Annotated in this window: 8 protein-coding genes; 6 read left to right on the forward strand and 2 right to left on the reverse strand. The window is 62.2% G+C overall.

All coding sequences use genetic code 11. The features are described 5' to 3' along the window. The 4 genes from AC1DX0_RS24345 to mgrA form a co-directional block, all read left to right on the forward strand. Positions 1 to 682, forward strand: a 682-nt coding sequence (locus AC1DX0_RS24345) for an ABC transporter ATP-binding protein (protein WP_477357112.1), incomplete at its 5' end; no start/stop codon positions are given. A gap of 57 nt (positions 683 to 739) precedes the next feature. Beyond that, on the forward strand, positions 740 to 1486 hold the full coding sequence (locus AC1DX0_RS24350; RefSeq protein ID WP_477357114.1) for a sugar phosphate isomerase/epimerase family protein: 747 nt from the start codon (positions 740 to 742) through the stop codon (positions 1484 to 1486). An 11-nt stretch (positions 1487 to 1497) separates the two neighbouring features. Next, on the forward strand, positions 1498 to 2640 hold the full coding sequence (locus tag AC1DX0_RS24355; protein ID WP_477357116.1) for a Gfo/Idh/MocA family protein: 1143 nt from the start codon (positions 1498 to 1500) through the stop codon (positions 2638 to 2640). Between the two features lie 133 nt (positions 2641 to 2773). Further along, positions 2774 to 3820: an L-glyceraldehyde 3-phosphate reductase gene (gene mgrA / locus AC1DX0_RS24360; RefSeq protein ID WP_477220196.1), complete on the forward strand. Its 1047-nt coding sequence runs from the start codon at positions 2774 to 2776 to the stop codon at positions 3818 to 3820. 94 nt (positions 3821 to 3914) lie between these two features. Here the strand turns inward: mgrA and AC1DX0_RS24365 are convergent, their stop codons facing one another. Continuing rightward, positions 3915 to 5012 carry a S1 family serine peptidase gene (locus AC1DX0_RS24365; protein WP_477357118.1) on the reverse strand — a complete coding sequence of 366 codons (1098 nt, stop codon included), beginning with the start codon at positions 5010 to 5012 and terminating at the stop codon, positions 3915 to 3917. A gap of 514 nt (positions 5013 to 5526) precedes the next feature. Between AC1DX0_RS24365 and AC1DX0_RS24370 the strand changes: the two genes are divergently transcribed. Next, positions 5527 to 6501 (forward strand): trypsin-like serine peptidase, encoded by a 975-nt coding sequence (locus AC1DX0_RS24370; RefSeq protein WP_477357120.1) that lies wholly within the window; start codon positions 5527 to 5529, stop codon positions 6499 to 6501. Between the two features lie 168 nt (positions 6502 to 6669). Beyond that, the gene (locus AC1DX0_RS24375; protein WP_477357122.1) at positions 6670 to 8469 is read left to right on the forward strand and encodes an MORN repeat-containing protein; all 1800 of its coding nucleotides are present in this window, start codon (positions 6670 to 6672) and stop codon (positions 8467 to 8469) included. Here AC1DX0_RS24375 and amrB read toward each other — a convergent pair whose 3' ends face one another. Beyond that, a complete protein-coding gene (amrB, locus tag AC1DX0_RS24380; protein WP_477357124.1) occupies positions 8470 to 10143 on the reverse strand; it encodes an AmmeMemoRadiSam system protein B in 1674 nt (557 codons plus the stop codon). Positions 10144 to 10216: the final 73 nt, after the last annotated feature.

The raw sequence follows: 10216 nt of genomic DNA on the forward strand, positions 1-10216 counted from the left end.
GTCCGGCGGCCAGCGCCAGCGCGTGGCGATCGGGCGGGCCCTGGTGCGCGATGTCGACGTTTTCCTGTTCGATGAGCCGCTGTCTAACCTCGACGCCAAATTGCGCTCGGAACTGCGTGTCGAGATCAAGCTCTTGCACCGCAAATTGCAGAACACCATGATCTACGTCACCCACGACCAGATCGAGGCCATGACGCTTGCCGACCGCATCGCGGTGATGAAGGGCGGCGTCATCCAGCAGCTCGACGCGCCGCAAACCATCTACAACCGCCCGGTCAACCGTTTCGTCGCTGGTTTCCTTGGCTCGCCGGCGATGAATTTCCTCGACGGCAAGCTGGAGAAAGACAAGGGCGACTGGCATTTTGTTGTCGAGGATGTGCGCATTCCGCTCGCGACTTACGCCTTCGAGAAGGAGCCCGTGCCGGGGCCAGCCGTATTCGGCATGCGCCCCGAGCACGTCGCCTTCAACAGCGGCGCCGGCTGGCCGTTTACGGCTGACGCAAATGTCGAAGTCGTCGAACCGATGGGCTCCGATACGCTAGTCTGGCTGAAGCTCGGCAAGCAGAATTTCACCGTCCGGGTGACATCGGAGCGAACGCCGAAAAATGCCGACGCGGTAAGCATCGGCTTCGACCCGATGCGGGCCTCGCTCTTCGATGCCCAAACCGGCAGCCGCCTCTAATCTCTCCCAAGAACCATCCCCCAAGCCCCACCATCCCAAGCAGAACGGACAAAGACGATGAACTGGTCATTCCAACTTTACAGCGCCCGCAATTTCCTGCCCTGGACCGGCGTGCTGGAGACACTCGGCAAGCTTGGCTACACGCAAGTCGARGGCTTCGGCGGCGTCTATGACGACCCCAAGGCSTTCCGCGCCGAACTCGACAAGAACGGSCTYKCCATGCCGACCGGGCATTTTTCCATCGACGCGCTGGAGAAGGATTTCGACGGCGTGCGCAGAACAGCCGAGGGGCTCGACATCAAGCTCCTGATTTGCCCCTATCTCCTGGCAGAGCAAAGGCCGTCCGACGCGGCCGGCTGGCGCGGCTTTGGCGAGCGTCTGGCCAAGGTCGGCGAGGTGGCCTCGAAGGCCGGCTACGGCTTTGCCTGGCACAACCATGATTTCGAGTTCAAGGCACTCGCCGACGGCTCGGTGCCGCAGGATCACATCCTGTCTTCCGCCCCCGGTGTTGGCTGGGAGATGGACCTCGCCTGGGTGGTGCGCGGTGGCGCCGATCCGCTGCCCTGGATCGAAAAGCACGGCAAGCGCATCGTCGCCGTACATGTGAAGGACATTGCAAAGCCGGGCGAAGGACTGGATGAAGATGGCTGGTCGGATGTCGGCCACGGCACGATCGACTGGGCCGGCCTGATCAAACTGTTGCGGGCCAAGAGCGCGGCAAAGTACTTTGTCATGGAACAGGACAACCCCAACGACATCGAGCGCTTCGCCCGCCGCTCGATCGCATCCGTCAAGGCTTACTAGGAACAATCATCATGGCAAAGAAATTGGGTATTGGCGTCATCGGCTGCGGCAACATCTCGAAAGCATATTTTTCGCTGGCGCCGCTGTTTCGCGGCATCGAGATGCGTGCCTGCGCCRACATCAACATGGACGCGGCCAGGGCGCGGGCGAAGGAGTTCAAGCTGCGCGCCGAAACCGTCGAGGATCTGCTCAAGGCCGACGACATTGACATCATCGTCAATCTGACGATACCGGCGGTGCATTACGAGGTGTCGRAACGCGTGCTCGACGCCGGCAAGCACGTCTATTCGGAAAAGCCGTTCGTGCTTTCGCTCAAGGAGGGCCAGGACCTTAAGGCGCGGGCTGAGAAGAAGGGGCTGCGCATCGGTTCGGCGCCCGACACCTTCCTCGGCGGTGCGCACCAACTGGTGCGCGAGCTGATCGACGAGGGCAAGCTCGGCAAGATCACCAGCGGCACCTGCCATGTCATGGGACACGGTATGGAGCATTGGCACCCCAATCCGGATTTCTTCTTCCAGCCGGGCGCCGGACCGGTGCTCGATATCGGGCCTTACTACATCACCAATCTGATCCAGCTGATCGGGCCGGTGAAGCAGGTGGCGGCCTTCGCGACGACCCCGGCCAAGGAACGGACCATCAGTTCAAAGCCGCGCGCGGGCGAAAAAATTCCGGTCAACACGCCAACCACCATCCACGGCCTGCTGGAGTTCGAGAACGGTGCGGTGGTGACGCTGAACACCAGCTGGGATGTCTGGGCTCACGGCCACGCGCCGATGGAGCTCTATGGCGAGGCAGGCACGGTGTTCGTGCCGGATCCGAACTTCTTCGGCGGCGACGTGCGCTTCACCGAAGAGGGCAAGCCGGTCAAGAAGCTGCCGAAATGGAAGCACCCGCTTGGCGTGCCGAATGAGATGCACGGCCAGGGCATGATGGCGAACTATCGCACGTCAGGTCTCGCCGACATGGCGCTGGCGATCGTCGAGGGGCGGCCGCACCGCTGTTCGATGGAACTGGCGCTGCATGCCGTCGATGTCATGACCGGCCTTCTGCGCTCCGGCGAGACAGGCAAGTTCGTTGCCATGCAGACCACTTGCGAACGGCCGGCCGCCCTTGGCATCAAGGCAGCCAAGGAACTGCTGGCCAAGAAAAAATAGGCCGCAGGGATTATCGATAATTTTTCAAATCTCCCTCTCCCCGTTTCGCCGGGGAGGGGGTAAGGAGAGGGCGAGCATCGATTCAATTGTTCCTTCCGGCGATCCCCGCGCCGCCTGATCCTGAGGATTTCCCATGCCCTACATCGCCGCAGAAAACCGCTACGAAAAAATGATCTACAACCGTTGCGGACGCTCCGGTCTCAAGCTGCCRGCGATCTCGCTCGGCCTGTGGCACAATTTCGGCAATGACACGCCGCACAAGACCAAGCAGGCGATCGCCCGCAAGGCCTTCGATCTCGGCATCACCCATTTCGACCTCGCCAACAATTACGGGCCGCCGCCCGGCTCGGCCGAGACCGCTTTCGGCGAAATCCTGCGCACCGACTTCGCCGGATATCGCGACGAACTGATCATCTCGACCAAGGCCGGTTATGAAATGTGGGCTGGCCCCTATGGCGAATGGGGCGGGCGCAAATACATGCTGGCCAGCCTCGACCAGAGCCTGAAGCGGATGGGGCTCGACTATGTCGACATCTTCTACTCGCACCGMTTCGATCCCGACACGCCGCTGGAAGAAACCATGGGCGCGCTCGACCATGCGGTGCGCTCGGGCAAGGCGCTCTATGCCGGCATCTCGTCCTACAATTCGCAGCGCACCCGCGAGGCCGCCGATATTTTGAAGCAGCTCGGCACGCCCTGCGTCATCCACCAGCCGAGCTATTCGATGCTGAACCGGTGGGTCGAGGAAGACGGCCTGCTCGATACGCTGGAAGGACTCGCCGTCGGCTCGATCGTGTTCTCGCCGCTGGCGCAAGGCATGCTGACCGACAAATATCTCGGCGGCATCCCCGACGGCAGCCGCGCCTCGCAGGGCAAGTCGCTCAAGTCGGCCTTCATCAACGACCGCACCATCGCCAACATCAAGGCGCTCAACGCCATCGCCGGCAAGCGTGGCCAGACGCTGGCGCAGATGGCGCTGGCCTGGGTACTGCGCAGGGGCAAGGTGACGTCGGCGCTGATCGGCGCCAGCCGGCCCGAGCAGGTCGAGGACTGTGTTGGCGCACTGAAGGTGCTTGACTTCAGCGATGCCGAATTGGCCGAGATCGATAGCTACGCGCGTGAATCCGACATCAATCTGTGGGCGGCCTCCGCCGAGCGCAAAGGCCCGCCGAGGAAATAGGGTTGCCGAGGGAATAGCTCCATTTGGCAAGCCGGCAAACAGAAACGGCGGGACATCTCCCGCCGTTTTCACATATGAAAGCAAATGCCGCCTTTCAGGGCGTCTTCGGCTTCTGGGCGGTGCCCAGACCTGCCTTCGGCTTTTCCGGCGCGGGGGCAGCAGTCTTCATCTTCGCCTCGATCCAGCCGCCATAGTTGGCCAGCCGCGTGTAGATGCCATAGGCGTCCTTGTGGCCGCAGGCCGCGCTGCCATCGGCCGGGCCTTCGCCCCAACTGACGACGCCGACCTGGACCGGGCCGTCGGCGCCGGTGATGAACAGCGGGCCGCCGCTGTCGCCATTGCAGGCATCACGTACGCCGCTGGTGGTGCCGGCGCAGATCATGTTGCTGGTCAGCGGGTCGGTCATGTCGGCGGCGATGGCGTTGGCGGCGGCATCGATGCCCTTTTCCGAATAGCGCATGCGATGCGACAGGTCGCCAAGCGCCGCCTTCAAATCATGCGCATAGATGGCCTTGATGCCGCTGTTGCAGGCCTTGTTCGGCTGCAGATCGAGGTCGGCCACCATCAGCGTGGTCGGGAACGTCCCGTCCTGCATCTTGCCCCAGCCGRTGACSGTSGTCTTGCCGGTKTCGGGSGTSGCSTCMTGGGTRAKCTTGATGGTCGGCGCRTCGGYCGKWTCSGCMAGCCGSAGCAGGCCRAGGTCGTTGTCSAGYGTCTGCTCGCTGTAACCYTCGTTGACGATGACCTGCACCACTTTGTGGCGCTTGCCCTCGCTGAGGTCGGTAGCGCCGGTCAGCACGGTGACAGAGTCCGGCGAGATCGGCTTGCCCTTGTCGTTGAGGCAGTGCGCCGCCGTCAGCACCCATTGCGGCGCGATCAGGCTGCCGCCGCAGAATTGTGCATTGGCCTGCGAGGCGGGATTCTCGTCCAGCCTGGCGGTGGTGAGCAGCGCGACCTGGAAAGGATAGGCGCCCTTTTCGGCCTGGTTGCCGCCATAGACCCGGTCGGCGCCGTCGGGGTTTTCCGCCGCCGCCTTGGCCCTGGCGTCGTTCACACGCTGCATCGGCGAGACCGCCGCTTCGGGCCTTGCGGTGCTTTCATCCGCCCGGCCGGTGTTGATTGATACAAAGGCAGCGGCAATGCCAAGCAGCGATGCGGCAGCGATTGGTCCGAACCGATTTGTGATGTGCACCTGAACCCTCCTGAGACAATTCTCCCGCGCAGATCGACGCCGGGCATTGTGCAAGGAGGTGCTGCCGATCCGGCGATCCGCACGCGTGCCGTATCGAAACGGCGCGCGATCGGTCACAAAACCGAAGCCCACTTTTGCTAACCGTGCCCGCGAGTAGAACCCGCACAAAATCCTATAGCCCCCCACGGGCTACGTGGAAGCGATTTGTCATTGCCAATCTAGGATTATTTTAGGCAGTATGTCGCGATAGGGTCTTTTAGCGGGGGCTTAGATTGACCGTGGCAAACAACGAACCGGTGCGTGCGCCGATTGCCTTAACCATTTTTTCGGTACCACCACGATCTCGACAATATTTCTGTATTTTGATCCAGTCCTTGCTGACTTTTGGGAGAGTCTCACCATGCCAAAACTGACAAACGTTATGATTGCCTCCGCATTGCTTTCCACCGCAATGTGGACGGTCCCGGTTTTCGCCGCCGACCCTGGTTCCGCCAGTGCCGGTAATGGCGAAAGCATGCGGGACGTATCTTCAGGCGACTTCAAGGCCGGTCGGGCAAAACCGATCACGACACCGAAGCTTACTGACGAAGACAGCCGCGCCGCGCCGCTCACCGACGAGAAAACGGCTGTGAAATCCTATGGCATCGTTGGACGTTCCGCCGATGGCAAGGTGATCAAGATCGAGCCGAGCGAAGCGCTGCGCGAGCTCATCATCAAGGAACTGAATGCGCCGGCCAATGGAACAGAAGGTGGCCCGCGCAAGACCGAGGATCCCGGGCTCGGCGAAGGCGAAGCCGGCCGCCAGGTTTTCGGCACCGACGATCGCGAGCAGGTCAAGAACACCAAGACCTATCCGTTCTCGGCAATCGGCTATCTCGAAGCCAAGTCGAAGACCGGCTTCGGCAGCTGCTCGGCAACCTTGATCGGCCCGCGCACCGTGCTCACCGCAGCGCACTGCCTCTACAGCCATGAGGACAAGGACTGGTTGTCCGACTATCTGTTCGTGCCGGGCCTCAATGGCAGCACCGCCGATGACGCACCGTTCGGCGCCTTCACTTATGAAAGCGCCTATGTGCTGCAGGGCTTCATCGACAACTACCAGGGCTACTATGGTTCGGTCATCCCGTGGGATCTCGGCATCGTCACGCTGAAGCAGGATGTCGGCACCAACCTCGGCTGGCTGGGCTACGCCAACTATGACGATCTCGGCGACTTCACCGCCAACCTTGTCGGCTATCCCGGCGACAAGCCGATGGGCACGATGTGGAAAGCGAGTTGCGAAGTGAAAGCCGAGAACATCGCCCCGGAATATTTCCAGTATGACTGCGATACGTTCCCGGGGTCGAGCGGCAGCTCGGTCTATGCCTACGACAACAACTCCAAGCAGCGCATCATCACCGGCGTGAACGTGGCGGAAAGCCCCGACGCGAACACCGCCGTGCGCCTGAACGCGGCCAACATCCAGTGGATCAACAGCCTGTACAAATAATCCGGGCTGGGTTCGCAGAGAACGCAAGGGCGGCGGGTCAATCCCGCCGCCTTTTTCGTGCCGATCCTTGCGCTTGCACGAGGCAGGCACCGCGACTACGCTTGGCTTGCCAAGGGGTTGGCATCCAAAGGGGTTTTGGGGATGGCGCGGGCAAGGGCAGTGTTCGGGATGGCGGCCGCATCGATGCTGGCCACGCTGATGCTTTCACCGGCTTTCGCCGATCCCGCCCCTGTCGGTGGCGCCTGGGCGGAGCGCGTGCAGATCCTCTATCAGGCCGACACGCGCTCGGTGCTGCGCCGGACCGTGCGTGTCTGGGACTTCCATCCGGAAAAGAACCTCGACTTCGTCTGGGAGCCGGCGGCAGGCCAGTCGCCGGATAAGACCATCGCCGAGGACGGTACCATCAACGGCAAGGGCAGGCTGGTGTGGCGGGTGCGCGGCTCGGCGAGCTATGATCCGAAGACCGTCTACTCCAGCTATTTCGGCGATGTCAGGAACGGCCGGCCCAACGGGCAAGGCCGGCTTGAGCTGCGCTCGGGCGAGTTCTTTGATGGGTATTGGCTTGGCGGAGCACTCAACGGGAAAGGCATCCATGTCGATGCCGACGGCAATCGCTATGAAGGGCAATTTGTCGACGGCATCCCGAATGGCGAGGGTCGGCTGCTGTCGAAGACAGGCGAGATCTTTGCCGGCTCCTTTGTCGATGGCCTGAAAAATGGCAAGGGTCAGACCCAACTCGCCGGCGGTACGGTCTATGAATCGCAATGGGTGATGGGCAAGGAGGTCGGCGGCTCACGCCCGGACGTTCTGGCCGATGCCAGGGTCGGCGGCCTGCTCAAGGCGCAGGCCGGCGGCGGCGATGCCGACAAGGTCGAGATCGGCGTCGTGGTCGATCAACGCATGACCCAGCAGTCCGACATGCAGTACCAGCATCTGGTGCGTGATGAGGACATCGCGATCTATCCCCAGGATGAGTCCTACAACGACGCTTGGAACGGCACCGGAAAAGTCACCACCGGCAATGTCTATGAAGGCAAGGACTGGGAGGACACGCCGGCCTTTGCCGAGGTCGACCTGAAGACGACGGACGAGTCCAGGGTCAAGCTCAACAGCCTCGAAATGAAGGTAGCTGCCAGCGACGCCTACCGCAAGCCGATGCTGTCGATCTCCGAGCATTTCGGCTGCATCGGCTTTCGGCCGGATTTCACGATCATCAACAATGGCTGGGGCGACGCCAAGGATATGAAGATGTCGATCCAGTTCACCACGGTGGACGAGGAAGGCAACCCGACCGGCCAGCCAAGCCGCATGTTCACCAAGGACATAGGCGGTTTCGGCGAGGGCGTCGATGTGTCGATCAAGAGCGTGCTCGACGAGGCCGGCGTCGATACGGCGAGCCTGGAAACGGGGCGTTTTCCCTGTCCGTCGGTCGACAGTCTCAATGTCTGCCGCAGCCAGCTCACCAACAAGATCAAGTTCGGCGAGGTCGSCGACTATCTCGGCAATTTCAACCAGGCGATGACGCTGAATGCGATCGGCAAGTTCGATTATTCCTGGGCCGACGATCAGGGCAATGTCTACCAGCAGAGCGAGCCCTTCCGCACCCAGATGACCATGGCGGTCTTCGAGGTTCCCGAATCGATGGCCGAATGCGGCGATGGYGGYGGCGGCASSCCGGAAGCGATGCGCTACCAGAACATCGAATTCCCGATCGGCAAGCACGACTACACTATTCCCATGCCGGTGCGCGGCAACAAGAACGTCAGCGCCTATACGGCACGGCTGAAAATGTGGTCGGCGATGTCGTCGATCCACAGTTTCAGCATCGCCGCCCATTTTGCCGACGGCAGCGTGCGCGAGAGCAAGCCGGTGACCTTCTTCTATTTCCGGCCGAAGCCGTCGCTGTTCGAGACCAAGACCGAGCCGGCGGCCTGTTATCTGCCGCGCAGCATGGCCGGCTGTGGGTAGCTATTTACGACCCATTTCGAAATAGTTGGGCAGCGGGATGAGCCTGGTGAAGATCGTGCCCTGGGCGAAGACGCGCAGTTCCAGCATCGATCCGGATGAGCGTTGCGCGCTCTGGTCGAAGAGGAAATTGCCGAGCGAATAGACTTCCGCCACATCGCCGCCGGCAAGCGGGACGATGCCCTCGCTCGACACATGCGGATGGCCGCCGACAATGGCCGAGACACCGCGCAGCCGCATCTCGTCGGCAAGCATCTCTTCGCGCGGCGACGGTTCGGTCTTGTACTCGCGGCCCCAATGGACGAAGGCGACGACCGGCCGTTGCGCGTTTTCATGTAGCAGCCGGTCGAGCAGAGCAGGGGTCAACAGGTCGGTGTTCTTCGAACCGTTGGTGTCGATGTCGGTCAGGCCGACAAGGTCGAGATCGGCAAGCGCCAGCGTCTCGCCCTGGCCGAAATGCGCGATGCCTGCCTCGTCCAGCGCGCGCAGCGTCTCGGCATAGCCGGACGGGCCGAGATCATAGGCATGATTGTTGGCGAGGCTGACGCCGGCGACGTGCAGCCGCTTCAGCATGTTGGCAGCGAGGTCTTCCGGCATGGCCAGCGTCATGTCGTCGATCGCTTCCGGCACATTGGGCAGGATGACGCCTTCGAGATTGACGATCAGCGGCCGCGATCCGGTCAGCGCCAGGATGCTGTCGACGATCTTGTCGGCAACGCCGTCGCGGACCAGGATTTTCTTCATGGCGCGGCCGAAATTCACGTCGCCGGCGAGATAGTAGATCCTGTCCTTGGGACGCGCGGGGTTGTTGAAGCCTGGGCCGAAGGCGCCGAACAGCGCCACGACATAGCTGGTGGTCCGCTCGACATAGTCGSTCGTGTGTTCCTGCGAATTCTCGTTGGCGAYGACCARTGGCYSGGCGCCAAACAGYKCSCGCTGCAGCYTGGTCTGGATRTAGAGCGCGCCGACSGAATCRGCGTGATCGGGCTGGCGCAGGGCCGCTATGCCGTCGAGCGATCCAGCGGCCAGCATGTTCAGCGACTGCTGGTCGAAACGTATGGAGTCATGCTGCGGCAGGTAGTGCGAGAAGTCGGTGGATTCGACGATCAGCGTGTCCTGGTCGACGATCGGTTTGAGCGCCTCGGCCAGCCTGTCCCAGTCGCCGCGCTTAGCCTTGACCGACATCGCCACCGGCACGATTTTCGCCTCGGGGAAATAGTGGTGCAGGAACGGCAACATGGCACGCACGCCATGCTCCTTGTCGAACAGGCAGGATTCTTCAACCATGTCGCTGTGTGCCTCCAGCAGGCGCACGGCATCGGTGTCGGCTGCAACCGGGCCAAGCACTGTGTCGAAGCCGCGCACCGTGGTCGCATAGAGCTTGTGCGTCTTGTGGAAATGGTCCGGCGACAGGATGACGATGCGCTTGTAACGGAAGCCGGACGCCGCGCGGAAGCCGAGCGCCACGAGGTCGGCGGCCAGGAGATGATGCGGCACGGTGATGCCGGTCAGCCGCTGGTTGGAAGGCTGGACATCGGCGACGCTGGCGATGGCATTCTTGAACAGCGTGGCGTCGTCGTAGAAGGGCGGGAAGTTCTCGGCGCCGGGTGGGCAGACGACAGGGGCGGCGAAGGTGGGGAGGGGAAGAAAGATGACAAGCGTGATTATAGAAATCATTAGGATGGTCCGCGCCCAGGCACCCCCCTCTGTCCTGCCGGACATCTCCCCCGCAAGGGGGGAGATCAGATGT

The sequence above is a fragment of the Mesorhizobium sp. P3_A9 genome, from assembly GCF_056402975.1.

Excerpts from the sequence above, each read along its gene's own strand:
- AC1DX0_RS24370 (WP_477357120.1), top strand. The coding sequence starts at position 5,527 with ATGCGGGACGTATCTTCAGGCGACTTCAAGGCCGGTCGGGCAAAACCG.